We start from the raw sequence: 18300 nt of genomic DNA, 5'->3' as shown, positions 1-18300 counted from the left end.
TAATTTTGTTGTAATGAAAATAGCAATAGTATGTTACCCTACCTTTGGTGGTAGTGGTGTTGTAGCAACAGAATTAGGAATTGCATTGGCAAATAGAGGTCATGAGATTCATTTTATTACTTATAAGCAGCCCGTGCGTTTAGAGCTGTTGAGTAATAAGATATTTTTTCATGAAGTTCATGTACCAGAATATCCACTCTTTCATTATCAACCTTATGAACTTGCATTATCCAGTAAGTTGGTCGATACTATTAAACTTCATAAAATAGACCTTTTACATGTGCATTATGCCATACCTCATGCGTATGCAGGTTATATGGCTAAGAAGATGTTAGAAGAAGAAGGTATTTACGTGCCTATGATTACTACATTGCATGGTACGGATATTACTTTAGTAGGTAAACATCCATTTTATAAGCCTGCGGTTACCTTTAGCATAAATCAGTCTGATGTTGTTACCTCTGTTTCTGAAAGTTTAAAACAAGGAACTTTAGATACTTTTGATATCAAGGGGGATATAGAAGTTATCCCTAACTTTATAGATGCTAAAAAGTATAGTACATCTTTTACTGATTGTCAAAGATCTAACATGGCAACTGAAGATGAGCGTATTGTAACTCATATTAGTAATTTTAGAAAGGTAAAGCGTATACCAGACGTTATTAAAATATTTAGTAAAATACAGTTAGAGATTCCTTCAAAACTAATTATGGTAGGCGAAGGTCCTGAAAAGGCAGGTGCTGAACGTTTGTGTGAAGAATTAGCTATAGCGGATAAAGTTATCTTCTTAGGTAATAGTAATGAGATAGATAAGATTTTATGCTTTTCAGATTTGTTTCTCTTACCGTCTCAATCCGAAAGTTTTGGTCTTGCTGCTCTGGAAGCCATGATTAATAAAGTTCCTGTTATTTCAAGTAATGCAGGTGGTATACCAGAAGTGAATACAGAAGGCGTAAGCGGATTTTTAAGTGATGTAGGTGATGTTAGCGATATGGCGGCTAAGGCAATTACCATTTTAAAAAATGATAGTGTTTTGGAACGATTTAAACTTAATGCCTTAAAAGAAGCACAGCGTTTTGATATTCAAAAAGTAGTACCTCTTTATGAGGAGGTCTACGAAAGAGCTTATAACGGAAGATTCAAAAATGTTTAGATATTCTATTTGTTTATTTTTGGCGGCAATAATTCAATTGAATTCTTGTAAAAGTACTGCTCAAAGTAATTTGCAAGAATCTAATGAAATGGGTATGGAGCTTATCTTAAATGAAAATTATAGCGGCTTTGAACAAGAAGAGTATATTTTAATAAAAAATCAAAAAGATTTAAATGCCTTTTATGGCAAAATAAATCGAACAAGAAAACCAGGATTAACTCCGCCTTCTATAGATTTTAATAGCGAAATGATTCTAATTTGGTGTGGCGATAGTACAGCTTCTAGTTATGCTGATTTAAAATTGAACGAGAAGGTTGATATTTTGCAAATTCATAAGCTTAAAACTACAGCTTCTAAAGAAGAAAATAGTTTTATTGTAAGTCCTTTCAGTGTGTATAAGTTGCCTTTAAGTACAAAAACTCTTAAAATTATGAAGTAATTAGTCGATAATAATTCTACATTCGACTATCAAACGATTTTAATTACTGTACACGGTAATTATTTGCCAATCTTCTCATCTACAACTAATTTTACATTTTATAATCCCAAATTTATAATTATGAAAACTACTACTTTTTTTAGTTTTTTATTACTTCTCATGGTGTCATCTGTCGGTTTTGCCCAAGATGAACTTCAGATTACTGCGAAAGATAGTATTGTGCAGAGTTCTTGGATTTTCGGTGTTGGCTTAAATGCTGTAGATGATTCAGGTAATGTTTTTGATGGTATCTTTAACGTAGGGGAAGAGTGGAATATGGTTCCATTTCCATCTAGATTAAGTATTGGTAGGTATTTCAAGAGTGGTCTAGGTTTAGAGGCTATAGGAACCTACAATCAATATAAAGAAGGTAATAATATTGATGGAGTCTTTATAACTGAAAATATCAATTATTATGGAGTAGATGGTAGAATAACGTATGATTTAAATAAAATTATAGGAGAGACAGGTTGGTTTGATCCTTATGTGGGTATCGGAGCTGGTTATACTGATGCTAATAATAAAGGTAGGGGAACATATAATGCAGTTGTAGGTTTTAGAACATGGTTTTCAGACAGATGGGGGTTAGACTTCAATTCCACGGGAAAATGGGCTATGAGCCAGGGAGAAGGGGCTACTAATCATATACAACATGCCGCTGGAGTTGTTTATCAATTCGGAATTGAAAAAGGTCTTTCTAAACGAGGTGAAGAGAAGTTAGAATTATTAGCGGCAATTGAAAAAGAAAAGCAACGCCAAACAGATTCTATCAATGAAGTAAATCGTTTGAAGGACGAAGCCTTATTGGCAGAAAGACTTAAGAAGCAACAAGAGGCTGATGCATTAGCTGCTGCTGAAAAAGCAAAAGTAGATGCTATGAATAGACGAAAAGCAGAAATCAAATCTAAGATAGAAAATTTAGGAAATGTTTACTTTGCGTTAAATTCATCTTACGTTAATTCGTCTTCAAAATTAGTTTTGGATTCTTTAGCTCTAGTTCTAGAGGAAATTCCAACATTAAAATTAAAGATTACTTCTCATACAGATTCACGAGGAACTTCTAAATATAACGATTGGTTATCTCAACGAAGAGTTGATAAAACTAAAGCTTACCTAATTTCCAAAGGTGTTTCTGAAGATAAATTAATGACAGAGGCATATGGAGAATCTATGTTATTAAATGATTGTGATGACAATACGTTTTGTCCAGAAGAAAAGCATGCAGTAAACAGACGATCTGAGTTTGTTATACAAGAATTTTAAAAGATTAAGATATAAGAAAAGCCCGATATGTGTTTTAGACATTTATCGGGCTTTTTGTTTATGTAAATTTTTACTACAGTCCTTTTCTATAAGTTATAAATTACAATTCTAACCTACACTAAAAGTAAAGACTTCTGAGGTGGACTCATTTCCTACACTGTCTTTGGTTACAATTTTCCAATAGTAGATTTTGCCAGCTTCAACAGGAATGTCATTATATCTGGAAGTGGTAATATCGTTTTCATAAATATCGGGATTTTCTATTTTCCCAAAATATAAATCATATGCTGTAATATCATTGTTAGGGTCTTCAGATCGCCAGATTAGGTTTACTGTAGTACTTGTTTGAGATATCGAAGCACCACTTACAGGGGAGATAGCTATTGCCGGAATAGGTGCATTGGAATCAATTTCAGGTCCATTGTTATAAAATGACCAGGTATTACTTTTACTATCTGCTATACCTGTTACAAACCAAGAATATTCAACACCTCTTTGCAGGGTTATTGCAGATTCAGATTCTAAGCTCTCATAAATAATAGTATCATTGCTATTTAAGTTAATAAGTTGCAAGCTGTAAGGACTAAAATTATCGTCATTTTTATTTGACCATTTAAAAACTAATCTGCTTTCGGTACCGGATACATTTGTACCTTCATTAATTACAGATTCGTTTTCTGGATAGATTAACAAAATATCTATTCCATCATCTATTGGCTCAGTATCCGCATATTCTAATACATCTAAATCAACTCCGCATGATTGAATTATAATTACTATAAAAAATAGAATCAACCCTTTTTTCATTTTGCTTTAAGTTTGAAGGATACTTTGTCTTTATAAATCTGTCTTATACGTAGACTTCCATGAAGAATAGTTAGTTAATATATAAACTTAATGATTGTAATTAAGTTTATATAATAATTCTTAAACTTCTAGTACTGTAAAAATAGCTATTTCAATGATATTTTCTGTAAGAGAATTCATATCTAGTAAAATACTTCTGTTCTAAATATATCTGTTTTTTAGGGTTCTTAAAATCCAATATATTAATTTGTTTAGAACTATTTTGGACTCAGTATATATTTCTGTTATTATCTGAAGGTAAAATTAATTTCTCTGTAATTTATTAAATAAAAAAAGTCGGCAACTAAAAATAGAAGCCGACTTTTATATTAGTTACTTTAAAGACTACTGTCTTAAAAGTGGGATGATTTGATTGGAACCACCTTTTGAAATACTTAGATAGTAAACACCCTTCGTTTGTCTTCCAACATTAGATAATTCAAGATCAATATCTGTCGCAGATTCACCAGCCTTAAATGTACCTTTTTCTAATTGAATTCCCATAGCATTAGTAACGGTGTATTCGTAATTGCCACCATTACCTTTTGGTAAATGAACTGATACTTTACCGTCTGTTTGAATTGGGTTAGGAAATGCATATGCAGTTTTATTTGTAACCGAACCAACACTAAAGTTTATTGTTTCGGTAGCAACAAGAGATCCACTACCATTAGCACCTGTATATGCAGACACTTTTAAAGTATAAGAACCGTTAGAAAGGTTTGCAGCAAGGTAATCTCCGTCAATATCTCCAAACAAAGCATATGGTGCAACATTTTCATATCTTGTTTCACTTTGTGCTCCTGAAAGTACAAAAAGTACACTCTGCGCCGTAGAAGGAACATTTGCTCTAATATTTACATTTTGTGTATTTGATGAGCTTAAACCTGATCCATTTGATAAGGTACCAATATTCGCATTAGATATCGCATCGATTAGATTTAATGTTAATGAAGGAGTAGGAGTGGTTGGTGTTGTTGGAGTAGAACCACCAGATCCTACCGATACATTTACGATATCTGAACCTGTAGCACCATCATTATCAGTAACAACTACTTGAACTTGATAATTTCCTGATGTAGATTCTTGAAAAGGATGAGATGTATATACTTCTCCATCAGTATCAACTAAATCTCCATCAATAAAGACCTGGTACTTAATAACATCACCATCACTATCATTAGCAATTACGTCAACAAAAACTTCTTGTTCTACAGATATAACCTGTCCTTCGCTTAATGAAGTTATTTGAACTGTCGGTGCTTGATTTCCACTTGTTGGTGGAGTAGGAGCAGTAGTAGATCCTACTGTAATATTGACTACGGCAGAATTTGTATTATTGTCATCATCTGTGACAGTAGCTTTGATTTCATAATTTCCATTACTAATGCTCCTAATAATATGAGGAGTGTAATTTGAGCCATCTGTGTCAACCAAGTTATCATTTACAAAAATTTGATATTTAACAACGCTACCATCGGCATCAGAAGCTGTTAAATTTACTGATACATCAGAGCCAGCATTGAAACTCTGACCATTAGTTAGGTTAGTAATAGTTACTGCAGGATCAGAACTTGATGTTGGAGGTGTCGGATTTGTAGTTGGTTCATCATCATCATTCACAGTAATAACAACAGTATCTGAAGTTGTCTCGCCTGAGTTATCAGTTACGGTAGCTCTAATGGAATAATTACCAGTACTAATATCTTCTATAATGTGGGGTGTGTAGTTGGTACCATCAGTATCTACTAATACATCATTAACAAATACTTGGTGTTTTACAACACTACCATCAAGGTCATTAGAACTAACTGCAACAGAAACATTAGATCCAGCTGCTATTGTTTGGCCATCGTTTAGGTTTGTTATATCAACCGTTGGAGCAGTATTGGATGTTGGCGGAGTAGGTTCAGGATCTGGATCAGTAGAACCACCACCAGTCACTGTAATATTTACCGTACTAGTATCAGATTCACCATTGCTATCTGTTACTTTTGCTGTAATTACATAGCTACCTGGTTGAATGTTAGTAATAGTATATGGACTGTAGTTAACACCATCAGTATCAACTAAATTGTTATTCAAAGAAAGTTCATGCTTAGTAATGTTTCCATCAGGATCACTTGAAGATAATTGTACCGTAACAGAACTACCACTTGTAATACTTTGACCATTGCTTGGGCTAGTAATATTTACAGTAGGAGCTTCATTAGTTGTCGGTGTCGGTGTTGGGGTAGGTGAAGGTGTACTTCCAGAACAAGAGGTAACAGACCTGGATAAACTCTCTGCTTGATTTGCAGAATAACTACCCTCTTTATACAACACCATTCTGTCTATAGTATGACCATTGGATCTTGCAGAAACTTGTATATTGTATACACCTGGACTATTGAATCGTGCATATACTGCATGTGCGTCAAAATCACTTGTCTTCGTACTAAAGCTCCAATCTATAGTATTTGTATATACCTTAAACCAGCCTCCTGAACTTGCTCCTTCTGGATTTGGGCTTTTTCCTGAACCTCTAGGATAAATTCTACTACTGCCTCTTTGACCATAAAAGTCCGAAGCACTAATTTTCAACCAAGAATCATTATGTTCTGTACTAGCATTACTACTGGCAATAACACTAATTTTGTTTCGCCATATAAATCTATATGTTCCCGATGAGTTAATTTTAACTTTATAGGTTATAGTTGAGTTTCCAGGTGAGTTAAAATAATTACTTCCCCTATAGGTCAATGCTGAACCTCCTGATGAACCAGAAGTTGATTCTTTTCGCCAGCTTCCAGAAACTTTTGAATCTAATTCTAAAATGGCAATACCATTTTGTTCTTCAAAATCCGCTCCGTCACATTGAGCGTAAATTTGTTGAAAGCAGAATGCCTGTAACAATAAAACAAGAGTAATTTTTAATTTCATAATTAATGTTTAGTGGAGTTGTTAATAATTAAATAGTTAAATATTTCGGTTAATATTGCGCGATGGAATTTGACTATAAGTTGTTGTCTATTAAACTTGGGGAGAGATTGTTAACGACAAACTTCAACTTATTTACGACGAAAGTATCTTTTTGGTCTATTAAATACCAGAATAATTTAAAAAGATCGTTGAAATGCACAAATTCAAAATTTTGAACACTAAAATTGCTGAGTATAATTATAGTTCTTTAATTATTTTAAATATAAGAGGAAAGCCTTAAAATCGGTAATCTTATGTATATCAGTGAAAAAGAATAATTTTAAATTTCTTTCTCTTTAAAATTTTAATACCGCTATTGAATATGAATTAATTTTACTTCAAAAGAGGTATGTGAAAATATCATGAAAAGGGAGCATTGTTACACATGCGAAAAGTACATGTCATTAATTATACTAATTATTATTTTGCGGTTTATTAAATTGATAAGGTAATTTTGAAAGATGGGTGTTTTCAATGAAAAAGCTTCAACTATATTCACTGATATTGTGATTTAGGTTGAAGCTTTGTTATTTGAAAATTATAAATTGCTAGAAATTAATCTTTAAGAAATATTATAAAAATTAAATGATTTCTTAAATCTATTTCCTATGTATCTAGGTCTGTATCTTGTAATTTTAGAATAAAGGCTTTTAATATGACTTATTGTCAAAAATTTAGTTTGATTTACAAGTTTCATCATTTTTGATTGGGACATATAATGGTTCTCTCCATTTGCCATACTATACAATGCGGCGGGTTTAGGGTATGGTATCAATGAAAGATTATTATTAAGTTCTATGGTTTCATGAAAATAATAGAGGTATGGCTCTTGTTGTATTACCTGTTGAAATAATTCTTTCTTAATGATAATACAAGTACCACATCTAACATTAAAATTACTACGAATCATAAAAGCAAATTTACTTCCTTCTGTATAGAAATAACCTTTGTCAACATACCAACCAGGTATATTTTCTTTGATTCTACTATTTACATATTTACTAATGCCATTATCGATACAATCATCAGAATCAACAACCATAAAGTAATCTACGTTAAAGTTGTCTATGGCATATGAATACGCGCTTTGTATTTTTCTTGCCTTATCACCTTCTTTGAGTTGTCTATCTTTTTCCCAATCTTCGTTAGTTAATTTTGGTATATCGAAATCAACTTGTATATAATGAACTTGAGGATGTTCAAACTTATTAGTGGGTAATTCATGACAAGCAACTACTATTTGAAAATCCTTGTCCTTTTGACCATTGATTGATTTTAGACTACGGTTTACCAATTCACTGAATTTATCCCAATCAGAAGAAAGTTTCTTACTCTTTACAGGTACAAGGAAACAAATCATATTTATATATTTTAGTTCAAGTAATAAAGCTTTTTGGTAATTTTTGTACCAAAGCACGTTTTGTTATTATTCAATTTTAAAGAAATGAAAATTTCTTTGAAATATTTAAGCTTAGTAGAAGTAAGGTTTTGTTATTTATTATCGGTAGCAAAACTAATTTCTCTGTTAGGTTATTATTTCCTACTCCGCCTAATTTAGGGTCAATTGGGTAAGCATTTAACGTTTTCATTTGATCTAATATTTTATTTAAATCGTTTGAATTAAGTCGATATTTAAATGCGCGTATAATTAAAGCGTAAACTACTGCCTGTTGCTTAGCTTTTAATTTTGATATAACTAATTTGTTTTCTGGTATTGATCGATCATAATTTTTTATCAGCTTATCAAGCTCTTCTACTGCTTTTACCATACCTAAAATAAATTCTAGATTTTTTTTAGGTTTTTTTGAGGTAACTATAGAACCAGCAACCTTAATATACCTATGTGCGTCAATATCAACTTTTGAGGTTCTAGTTGATGCTAAAAAAACACTTGCAGTAAAAATTAGATCTTCGTATGCTCTCATATCCTCAAGAAATAGAATACCTGTATTTAAAAGAAATTTTCTACTAATTAAATACCGCCAGGCTTGATTTCTTAAATCATTTTGAGTGATGAAATCAGTACCTTTCATAATAGAGGTGCATTTATTCTTTATGTCCTCTAAATTAATACTTGGTAAATCGGTTAATTTTCCTTCCTCAATATCTTTAGTATCAAATTCTAAAATATCAAGATTCTTATTTTTTGATAATGATAGAAGAACATTTAATGCGTTTTTAGATAATAAATCATCTGCATCTAGAAAATAAAGATAATCTCCTTCAGCAATGCGCAATCCATTATTTCGGGCGGCACTTGGGCCTTGATTAATTTGTGAAATCAATTTTACATTGACTATGTTTTTTTTATTTACATAATTATTTACGGTGGCAACACTAGAATCTTTTGAGCCATCATCCACAATGATTATTTCGTAATCGCTAGAAGATAATCCTTGGTCTAATAGACTCTGTAAGCAACGCTCAATATATTTTTCCTTATTATATAAAGGAATGATTATGCTTAATTTCATCACTGGTTGCTAACGTTCTAGCAAAATTTTAAAATTGGATTTAACATAGGTGTTATAGTAATATAGAAGGCAATTATAAAAATCAAAATTGCTTTATCCACTTTTAATGTACTATAAATAGGTCGTAAAATTATTGATTCTAGCATTATCACCTAATAAAATTGTTTTCTAACATTTTAATCGGATTAATTACTTCAATTTAATTTTACGAACCTATTATTTCTTTATGAACTTATAATTAAAAATCTAAAAATCAGATAATTTATCTCCCTAAATACCCTCCATCTACAGGTATAACGGTACCAGTAATATAATCGCTAGCAGAAGAACATAAGAATACTGTTAAACCTTTTAAATCTTCACCATTACCCCACCTTTTCATAGGTACTCTAATGAAAACTTCTTCTGTTCTTTTTTTATCGTTTATCAAAGCTGTATTAAGTTGCGTATCCATATAACCAGGTGCTATAGCATTGACGCAGATACCCTTCGCAGCCCAATCATTGGATAGTGCTTTTGTCAATTGACCTACGCCCCCTTTTGAAGCTGCGTAGGCAGGAATAGTAATTCCTCCTAAAAAACTCATTAAAGAAGCAATATTTATTATTTTTCCGCCTCCATTTGCTAACATGTTTTTTGCAACATATTTGCAGTAATAGAAAGTAGCGTCAAGGTTAATGGCAATTACTTTACTCCACTCTTCATCAGGAAAATCTTCACTAGGGTATCTTCTTTGTATACCCGCCGAGTTGATTAGAATATCGATTTTTCCAGCTAATAATTCTAATGCCGATTGATAGGATTCTTTAATTTCAGATATCTTACTGATGTCTGCTCTAATAGCATCTACTTCTAGACCGTCTTTTTTGAATTCTTTACAAATGTCAAAAACCCTTTCGTCAAAGTCTATAACTACAGTTTGAGCACCTGCTTGTGAAATAGCTTCAACCATGGCTTTTCCAAGGTCACCGGCGCCACCAACTACAATTGCCTTTTTTCCGGCTAAACTAAATGATTCTAATATATTTGATTTCATATTTTTTATTTTATCCCATGAATAATCCTCCGTTCACATCTAGAACTGAACCTGTGGTAAAGCCAGCATCGTCACTTGCAAAATAGCAAGCAGCGGCTGCAACTTCTTTAGGTGTTCCAAATCTTTCTAAAGGAAATCTTTCTTTTAATTTCTTTAAAACTTCAGGGCTACGTGCCGCAGACATATCTGATTCTATGGTCCCTGGTGCAATACAGTTAACTGTAATTCTTTTTTTGGCAAGTCTTCTGGCTAAACCATATGTCAATGCAATGATTCCACCTTTAGATGCGCTATAGGCCATTCCATTTTCAAATCCACCCATTCTGCCAGAATTAGATGATAAATTTATAATTCTTGGATGTTTGCTTTTTTCCAAATACTGAATTGATTTTTGAATCATGGTAAAAGTACCTCTTAGATTTACTGCCATAACATTATCCCATTCTTCTATAGATGTATCTTCTATGCTAGCCATATCTAAAATGCCGGCACTATTTACGAGAATGTCTATTCCACCAAAGTGCGAATTAATATGCTCAAGAGTTTCTTCAACCGATGATACATTTGTAACGTCACACCTATAACCAATTACCTTATTTCCAGTATTATCAATATTTTCGGCTGCCTTCTTTGCACTATTTTCTGAAACACTTAATATGGCTACATTGTAACCAATAGCGTAAAATTTTTCAGCTATTGCTAAGCCTATATTTCTTGATCCACCGGTAATAACGGCTGTTTTATTTTGCATACTCTTATATATCAGTAGTTAATTCTATGTATTCTTATTAAAGATAATTTTCTTTAATTATTGTTTCTGGCCATGTTAATATCATGTCATTTCCAGAATTATCGGTAATCACTAATTCCTTTTTAAATTCTGATATTTTGGAATTTAATTCTTCAAGTGAATCGGCTACAACATAAATTCGTGAAAAAACTTGTCTCTCTGTGCCTAACCATTCTTTTTTAACGCTATCGCCTTCTTTAAATCTATCTAAAACAAAAATCACATTTTTATCTTCTTTAATTTCAGATAAACCTTTAATAGAATTAATTGTTCCTTCTTTTAAAAGAACCCAAATTGTACATGCTTTTTTACCTCTAAACATATAGTCGTTCTTTTCAGGGAAGTCTTCTTCCCCCAGAACTCCCGTAAAGGCAAAATTGATGAGCATTTTTCTATGATCAAAACCATTAATATGTGCCAAATGAATATGTGGTGCTTCACCTTGTAACCTAAATCCAGGATCATAAGCGTAAAAAACACCTTTCTCTACAAAAAATTGAAGGTTAAGTACCCCATTTTGAATATTTAATTTTTTGAAAAAATCGCTAAGTTTCGGGTGTATTTTTTCAACAAATAAATTCGTGTTTTTTGAAGGATAGATGGCTCCAATACCCACGGGGCTAAAATCTCCTTGTATTTTCGTAGTTATCCTATCATACGTAGCGGAAAGATATGGTGTGCCATTTCTAAATGTATAATAGACGGCCATATCATCACATTCCATATATTTTTCTACTAGAACGACTCCTTTTTTAGAAAATTCTAATGCTGTTTTTACAGAATCTTTAAAGTCTTTGTCGTTCCTACATATTTTCATACCAACGCCACCACCATTATCAACAGGTTTGATCATTAATGGATAATCAATATTTAGTGGTTTTTCTATACTTGAATTTGTATTGAGATAAGTGCCAGGTATATCTTGTATATTGAATTTCTCACAATATTTTTTAAATCCATCTTTGCTACAAAATGCTTCAATAGCCTCTTTATTGGCATAAGTGGGCATATTCAACTTCTTGCAAATTTCACCATAGGGTTTTACTAGAATGTCAGCTACACCAACAAGTACGGCATCTACTTTTAAGTCTTTTGCCAATTGTACTATTTTGTCCACTTCGAAACCATCTATGTCGTAAGTTTCAGAAGCATTTTTTTTTGCAGGGGCATTTGGGTTTGGATCAACTACAATAGTATGAATACCCATTGATATTGCTATATCAACTAGAATTGCTGTTTCAGGATTGCCTCCTAATATGATAAGTTTTTTCATTGTAAAACCTTATTTGTTTTTATAAATCATTAGATTGATAATGTGTCTTAATTTTTAAATAATTAAATATTTTGAAATTTAAACTCACTGTCAAACCCCAATTGATCAAGTAGATTACTTACTTGATCGAAATTCGTATTGATTTTTACAATCTTTTTCTCATCTACACCAACTAGACTTAATTCTTTTTTTATCTCTTTATAATATGTTGGATTTATTGTAGCGATAATTAAATAGTCATAATCTAAGTTATTCGCAGAACTAATGGGTTTTACGCTATTGCCGCCAATTTCTAATTCATGATAATCAATGTCTATCCAATTAACTACATCGAAAAAACTATTTTTTAAGTTGGTCGATAGAATGTGTTGACCAAAAGAGCCCGAGCTGTACACTACAACTTTAGAATTATTTTTAACATTTAAGAAAGGGTTGAACAGTTGATCGCCATCTTCATTATATATTAAACCGCCAGACCTTACTAATATTTGAGAGTATAGGTAATAGGTTATTTGTTTTCTAATATTTTCTTCATCTAACGAAAGTGAAAGTTTAGATTGTAAGTAATTCATTAATAACCCTAATCTATAATATTCGGTTTTTGGGTTTTCAACTGATTTTACAATAGAATCATGACGTTGGCGATAATAGTAAAGTGGAGTGCTGCTAATAACTATTTTTTTACATATCGTTAAATATGAGAAAGTTATTGCGGCATCTTCACCCATGACAACATCATCAGGTACATTGAATAGTATTTGGTCTAATAATTCTTTTTTGAAAAGTTTGTTCCAAACATAAGTAGATACTCCATGCTCACAGAATTCACCGTTATAGATTGCATTTGGTAGTATTTCTTTTTTTATATCACCTTCGTTATAAATACCTACATTTTTTGGCTTTATAGTTTCTATTTTACCATCAAATTCCCTAAAGTGACCTGTAACTACCAAATCTGCTTCATTGGCATCGGCAAGCTTGAACATGATATCTAGGTAAAATTTATCTACCCAATCATCACCATCAACGAAGGTGATAAATTTACCGTTTGCTTTTTTTAAACCTTCTTTACGGGCACTTACGAGACCTCCGTTTTTTTTATGAATTACTTTAACTCTGCTATCTGCTTTTGCATATTCATCACAAATTCGAGGACAGTTGTCTGGGCTTCCGTCATCTACAAGAATTAGTTCAAAATTTAAAAATGATTGAGATAAAAGACTGTCAATACATTGTGGTAAATATTTTTCTATTCTATAAATAGGAACTATTACGCTAACCTCTACAGTTTTCATAAATTTATTTTTTGTTTAATTCAAGATAGTACAGACCACCTTCATAAATATTATTTTCAGATGTTGACTTTGCGGTAGTAACATATAAATTGGCATTATCATCAAAACAACAAGAGGTAATATTAATACACGGTAATTCTAATTGTTGAATTTTGTTTCCCCCTAGAGGATTCCATTGAGATACACATGAACCACCCCATTCCGCTATCCATAACATACCGTTATTATCTATACACATACCATCAGGACTTCCTTCGCCTTTTAATTCGATTACATAAGAATCAAATTGAACATTACCTGTATTTAGGTCATAGGCATATTTAGCTACTTTTTTAGTTGGTGTATCAATAAAGTAGAGCCATTTGTTGTCTAAAGAAAATGCTAGCCCGTTCGATATTGTCGTATTTTCAATGATGGTTCTATATTCACCTTTATCATATGAAAATACTTGTCCTATATTTTTTTTCACCTCAGGGTATCCCATAGTACCAATAATATACCTGCCCTTTGGATCTTTGATACCATCATTAAATCGAACCTTATCATCAATTTCAATTTTAAAAACCAATTTCTTTTCTAGCGTACTAAAATTAATTTCAAAAAAACCGTTTTTAGATGCAGCTATAATTTTTTTATGGTCTTGTATGTATATGCAACTTACAGGAGAGTCAAGTTTAACACTAAGTAACTCCTTCGTTTGTGGATTATAAAAGTAAACTAAATGGTCAAAAATGGATACAAAATAGAGGCAATTATTGTTTGTGTCAAATACAGGTCCTTCTAAAAGCTCAGAATTTCCATTAAAAATTAATGTTTGGGTCATAAATTGTTACTATATATACTCTCCTCCAGTTATTCTTATAACAGATCCTGTAGTCATCATAGACTGATCTGATATTAGATGCATTACCGCCGGTAACGGGTCAATAGTGTTTAACATTCTGCCCATTGGTACTACGTTAGAAACTTTTGTTTTCAACTCTTTTTCACATATGCCTTCTTTTGATCTTAATTCTAGCTCACCTTCGGTATTTGTCCAACCCATAACAATATAATTAGATCGAACGCCATACTTGGCATAGTGATGTGCAATATGTGTAGATAACGTGTTGAGCGCATTTTTGGTTAGGGCATAGGGCGCTCTATCTTTTGCACCATAATCCATATGTGCCGAACCAAAGAAAATGATAGATCCAGAATTTTGGTCGACCATAGATTTTAAGACATGTTTAATCAAGAAAAATGGTGCTTTCAAATTAACATTGAAAATGCTATCGTAAATATCCTCTTCAGCATCTAGTATAGATGCTATGGGCGAAATGCCAGCATATAACACTAAAGCATCTATTTTTTTAAATCGCTTGATTGTTTCATTGTAGAAATCTTCAATGCCATCAATGCTATTTAAATCTAGTTCATGAAAGTAAAGTCTGTCTTTTGCATTTAATGATTCAATTAAAGCTGTACCGTCAGCATTTTGTCTACCGCTGAAAGCAACATTGTAGCCTTTTTCAATACAAGACTTCAATATTTCTTTGCCTACACCTTTGGCACCTCCTAAAATCATTACGGTTTTCATTATCACATTTTAAATTACAGATAGTAAAACGAGCTATTATGCTTATTATTATTATTTGAACGTGATAAAGCTATAGATAGTGTTATTTGCTTCCAACAAATTTTTCCATGGTAGTATTTTCAGATGCAGAGATGTCTGATCTTTTAACCACTTTCAAGAAAGTCATAAAGAATATTTTCATATCTAGTATGAATGAAACATGATTAACATACCATACATCGTATTCAAATTTTTGATCCCAAGAAATAGTGTTTCTTCCATTTACTTGAGCCCACCCTGTAATGCCTGGCTTTACCAAATGTCTTTTATTTTGCTCTTCACTATATAAGGGTAAGTAAGATACCAACAACGGTCTAGGTCCTACTAGACTCATATCGCCTTTTAGTACGTTGAGCAACTGTGGTAATTCATCAAGAGACGTGTTTCTAATGAATTTTCCTATGACTGTCATACGCTTAAAATCTGGTAGTAAATTTCCTTCTTTATCTTTTTTATCGTTCATTGATTTGAACTTGATAATCTTAAAAACCTTTTGGTTCTTACCAGGTCTTTGTTGATAAAAAAATGCACTGCCATTATTGGCAATTGAAAGTGATACCCATATAATTAAAAATACCGGACTAAAAACTAAAAGCACCAGTGCGGCAATTACAAAATCAATTAATCTTTTAAAAAATCTAGTATACATGTTATAAACTATGCTTAGGTTACAAAATTAAATATTAAAAGATTCTTATGTAGCAGTAATTAGACCAATTGCGGTAATATAGGGCTAATGAACAAGAGCTCTTGTTTTTAAAATTATTTACAATTGCAAATTTATTTTGCAGTTGCGATAATACGTTGGTACTCTTCTAATATTGATTGCCAAACGTAGCTTTGTTCATAGCGTTCTGTAATTACTTTTCTCGCATTTTTTGCCATTTGTAGCACAAGTTGTTGGTCTTCTACAAAATTGGTCATGGCTTTTAATAAAGATTGTTCGTCTTTAGATGGTATAATATGTCCGTTTTTGCCATGCTCAATAATTTCGTTACTTCCATTAATATCTGTTACTATAGCTGGTAACCCCATTGCACCGGCCTCTAGAACTACATTGGGGAAACCCTCTCGGTAACTTGGAAAAACAAGAGCATTCGATACAGATAAATAGGGTCTAATATCATCTTTTTTGCCAACCCAGATAATGCGTTTTTCTGCATTTAACTTTTTCCAGGTACTTTCTGGTAAAATATCTGTTTCTCCTTCATGAGAACCTACAAGAATCAATTTTACATCAGCATGTTTTTTAATAAGCTTACAGAAAGCGCTGACCAGTTCGTTCATGCCTTTATCGTTCACCAACCTACCAATAAAAATGAAAACAAAATCTTTATCTGTAATACCTAGATTGTCCTTTTCAACCATTAAAGATTTTTTTGGGAATAGATTAGGGTCAAAATAGAAAAGGTCTTTACCATTAACGTTACCGTTGGCTATGACTTTTAAAGGTTTTGTGGTAACCTTATATTGTATTAGATCGTTTTTTACTCCGTTACCTTCAGGGTACACATTTGTAGCAAATCTGCAGATTATTTTATCAAATAATAACAAAAGCCTTTTTAAAAATCCCGTTTGCGTGGGGAAAATTAGTCCTGTAAATGTATGTGCCCTAACAGGTACATTTGCGCAATATGCTGCTATCATGCTAAGTAACCCGGCTTTAGGGGTTATAGAGTGTACCATTAAAGGTTCTTCTTGACGAAAATACCTGTAAAGTTTATATAATGAGACCAAATCTTTTAACGGACTTATTGATCGTTCTATATTTATACCTTTGGTTCGTATGCCTTCACGGTCTTCCACTTGCTTTAAAACAGTACCTTCAGATGCCACACCTATAATTTCGTAATATTGGTTTAAAAAGTGAAGTTGCCCTTTTAATAATCCATATAGTGAACCAGGAACCGCGGCTGTTCTAATTATTTTTTCTTTAGAAGTTTTTTTATGGGCAAGAGACATATTATGCTAAGATATGATTTGTGTACAGTTCTAAAATAGGTTCTCTCTCAAAATCTTTGATGCGTTTTTTTACATTGATTCTGCAATCTTCTAAATATTTAGGGTTTTCTAGGCAATATACTATTCCTTTTTGTAATAATTCTGCATTCCCCACAGGGCTCAGTATACCATAATCCGTTATCATGATATTGTCAATTTTAGTTTCTTTGAGTTCCATGATTTCATCAGGACCAGATTTACAGTTGGTAGTAATTATTGGTAAACCACACGCCATAGCTTCCATAATAACATTAGGGAATCCTTCATGGTTAGAACTGAAAATAAAAATATCTGCAGCCTTTAAATATTGAAATGGATTACTTTCAAAACCCATTAAGAAAACTTTTTTTGTAATACCTAAAGCATCTATTTGTGTCTGTAGATCTTCGCGTAGCTCTCCCTCTCCAAAAATATATAATCTAACATTTTCAACACCAGCTATTGCTTCTATCATAAGTTTATGATTTTTGACTAACTGTAATCTTCCTACACTTACTAAGTTGGTATAGTTAGAATCGAAAATTGATGCTTTGGAATCTATGTCATCTATCTTTTCTAAATCAATGGGATTGTAGATTACGCCTGTTTTATTTCGCGAAACATTAAAATTAGCAATCAAATCTTCGGCGCTTGCTTTGGCATTACTAATAATCAAATCTGCTTTTGGGTATAATTTTTTTACTAAAAAGCTATTAATCTTACTTTGTAGGTCATCATACCCATATTGCATACTAGGGTAATTACGTTCACTTACCATAAGTTTGTAGGGGTGGTTCGTAAACCAACGGGCCATGATGTTTATATAGCACGGTCTTGTTAAAAGACTAAATGAGTGTGTTATTCCTTCTTTTTTTAAAAAACGGGCATATTTAAAAGCTAAATAAGGTAGTTTCAGAAATTTAAATAAACCTGATTCAACAACTTCAGATTTTTCTAAATAATGAATTTGAATATTTTCTATGCTTGGATATACAATTTTAGTATTCATCAATACTAAAACTACGTTATAATTTTTAGCCTGTAAATAGGGTAGGAGGTAGGACATTACCCGCTCAGCACCACCGCCTGACATAGAATAAATAAAAATTGAAATTTTAATGTTTTTTTGCAAC

16 protein-coding genes are annotated in these 18300 nt (G+C 32.2%); 3 read left to right on the top strand and 13 right to left on the bottom strand.

The annotated features are described in order from the left end of the window. Nucleotides 1–13: 13 nt before the first annotated feature. From bshA to SJY30_RS07105, 3 genes are all read left to right on the top strand, one after another. Nucleotides 14–1153: an N-acetyl-alpha-D-glucosaminyl L-malate synthase BshA gene (gene bshA, locus SJY30_RS07115; RefSeq protein ID WP_396634877.1), complete on the top strand. Its 1140-nt coding sequence runs from the start codon at nt 14–16 to the stop codon at nt 1151–1153. Further along, nucleotides 1146–1592 carry a hypothetical protein gene (locus SJY30_RS07110; RefSeq protein WP_396634876.1) on the top strand — a complete coding sequence of 149 codons (447 nt, stop codon included), beginning with the start codon at nt 1146–1148 and terminating at the stop codon, nt 1590–1592. Before bshA ends, SJY30_RS07110 begins: the two co-directional genes overlap by 8 nt. Nucleotides 1593–1712: 120 nt before the next feature. Then, nucleotides 1713–2894, top strand: coding sequence for an OmpA family protein (locus tag SJY30_RS07105; RefSeq protein WP_396634875.1), 1182 nt, complete (start codon nt 1713–1715; stop codon nt 2892–2894). Nucleotides 2895–3002: 108 nt separating this feature from the next. Here the strand turns inward: SJY30_RS07105 and SJY30_RS07100 are convergent, their stop codons facing one another. From SJY30_RS07100 to SJY30_RS07040, 13 genes are all read right to left on the bottom strand, one after another. Beyond that, on the bottom strand, nt 3003–3701 hold the full coding sequence (locus SJY30_RS07100) for a hypothetical protein (protein WP_396634874.1): 699 nt from the start codon (nt 3699–3701) through the stop codon (nt 3003–3005). 384 nt (nt 3702–4085) lie between these two features. Continuing rightward, on the bottom strand, nt 4086–6662 hold the full coding sequence (locus SJY30_RS07095) for an Ig-like domain-containing protein (protein ID WP_396634873.1): 2577 nt from the start codon (nt 6660–6662) through the stop codon (nt 4086–4088). A gap of 601 nt (nt 6663–7263) precedes the next feature. Then, nucleotides 7264–8061, bottom strand: coding sequence for a hypothetical protein (locus SJY30_RS07090; protein ID WP_396634872.1), 798 nt, complete (start codon nt 8059–8061; stop codon nt 7264–7266). Nucleotides 8062–8137: 76 nt separating this feature from the next. Then, complete coding sequence (locus SJY30_RS07085) at nt 8138–9175, bottom strand: glycosyltransferase (RefSeq protein WP_396634871.1); 1038 nt, start codon at nt 9173–9175, stop codon at nt 8138–8140. Between the two features lie 262 nt (nt 9176–9437). Next, nucleotides 9438–10211, bottom strand: a complete 774-nt coding sequence (locus SJY30_RS07080; RefSeq protein WP_396634870.1) for an SDR family oxidoreductase — start codon at nt 10209–10211, stop codon at nt 9438–9440. Nucleotides 10212–10221: 10 nt separating this feature from the next. After that, nucleotides 10222–10962 carry an SDR family NAD(P)-dependent oxidoreductase gene (locus SJY30_RS07075; protein ID WP_396634869.1) on the bottom strand — a complete coding sequence of 247 codons (741 nt, stop codon included), beginning with the start codon at nt 10960–10962 and terminating at the stop codon, nt 10222–10224. Nucleotides 10963–10999: 37 nt separating this feature from the next. Further along, the gene (locus SJY30_RS07070) at nt 11000–12274 is read right to left on the bottom strand and encodes a carbamoyl-phosphate-synthetase (protein ID WP_396634868.1); all 1275 of its coding nucleotides are present in this window, start codon (nt 12272–12274) and stop codon (nt 11000–11002) included. Between the two features lie 62 nt (nt 12275–12336). Then, a complete protein-coding gene (locus SJY30_RS07065) occupies nt 12337–13569 on the bottom strand; it encodes a glycosyltransferase family 2 protein (protein ID WP_396634867.1) in 1233 nt (410 codons plus the stop codon). A gap of 4 nt (nt 13570–13573) precedes the next feature. Then, nucleotides 13574–14392: an SMP-30/gluconolactonase/LRE family protein gene (locus SJY30_RS07060; protein WP_396634866.1), complete on the bottom strand. Its 819-nt coding sequence runs from the start codon at nt 14390–14392 to the stop codon at nt 13574–13576. A gap of 9 nt (nt 14393–14401) precedes the next feature. Continuing rightward, nucleotides 14402–15148: an SDR family NAD(P)-dependent oxidoreductase gene (locus tag SJY30_RS07055; protein WP_396634865.1), complete on the bottom strand. Its 747-nt coding sequence runs from the start codon at nt 15146–15148 to the stop codon at nt 14402–14404. 82 nt (nt 15149–15230) lie between these two features. Continuing rightward, the gene (locus SJY30_RS07050) at nt 15231–15836 is read right to left on the bottom strand and encodes a sugar transferase (protein WP_396634864.1); all 606 of its coding nucleotides are present in this window, start codon (nt 15834–15836) and stop codon (nt 15231–15233) included. 131 nt (nt 15837–15967) lie between these two features. Then, a complete protein-coding gene (locus SJY30_RS07045) occupies nt 15968–17149 on the bottom strand; it encodes a glycosyltransferase family 4 protein (RefSeq protein ID WP_396634863.1) in 1182 nt (393 codons plus the stop codon). 1 nt (nt 17150) lies between these two features. Beyond that, nucleotides 17151–18299: a glycosyltransferase gene (locus SJY30_RS07040; protein ID WP_396634862.1), complete on the bottom strand. Its 1149-nt coding sequence runs from the start codon at nt 18297–18299 to the stop codon at nt 17151–17153. Between the last annotated feature and the right edge of the window lies 1 nt (nt 18300).

Origin of the sequence: Maribacter sp. R86514 (assembly GCF_044597005.1) — a bacterium.
GTDB lineage: Bacteria > Bacteroidota > Bacteroidia > Flavobacteriales > Flavobacteriaceae > Maribacter.
Note: the sequence above shows the minus strand (reverse complement) of the source record. Positions and strands in the feature narration are given on the sequence as shown.